The following is a 366-nucleotide window of genomic DNA, read 5'->3' as shown; positions in this document are numbered from 1 at the left end:
CAGAACCCCCCTCACCAAAGCCGCCATCCGCTACATCACCATGGCCCCCCGCTCCAACCCCGCCATGACCGACGTCTGCGCCCGCATCGTCCACAACTGCCACCCCGCCGCCCGCGCCCACTGGGGACGCGTCCTCGGCACCCTCGAACTCACCCACCGGCTCCCCCGCCTCGACATGCCCGCCACCCTCATCCACGGCACCGAAGACCGCCTCATCCCCATCACCCACGCCCACCACCTCCACGAAACCCTCCCCGACGCCCGCGAACTCATCGAAATCCCCGACACCGCCCACATGACCCCCCTCGAAGCCCCCCGCACCATCGCCGACACCCTCACCCGCCTCGCCCACACCCCCCCCACCCC

The 366-nt window shown here is 71.3% G+C and carries 1 protein-coding gene; it reads left to right on the top strand.

Annotated features, from left to right (window positions below; genetic code table 11):
* Positions 1 to 366: alpha/beta fold hydrolase (locus D459_RS35850; protein ID WP_017593172.1), on the top strand; the 366-nt coding region annotated here is incomplete at both ends.

Source organism: Nocardiopsis potens DSM 45234 (assembly GCF_000341105.1).
In the GTDB taxonomy this organism is placed as follows: domain Bacteria; phylum Actinomycetota; class Actinomycetes; order Streptosporangiales; family Streptosporangiaceae; genus Nocardiopsis_A; species Nocardiopsis_A potens.
Note: the sequence above shows the minus strand (reverse complement) of the source record. Positions and strands in the feature narration are given on the sequence as shown.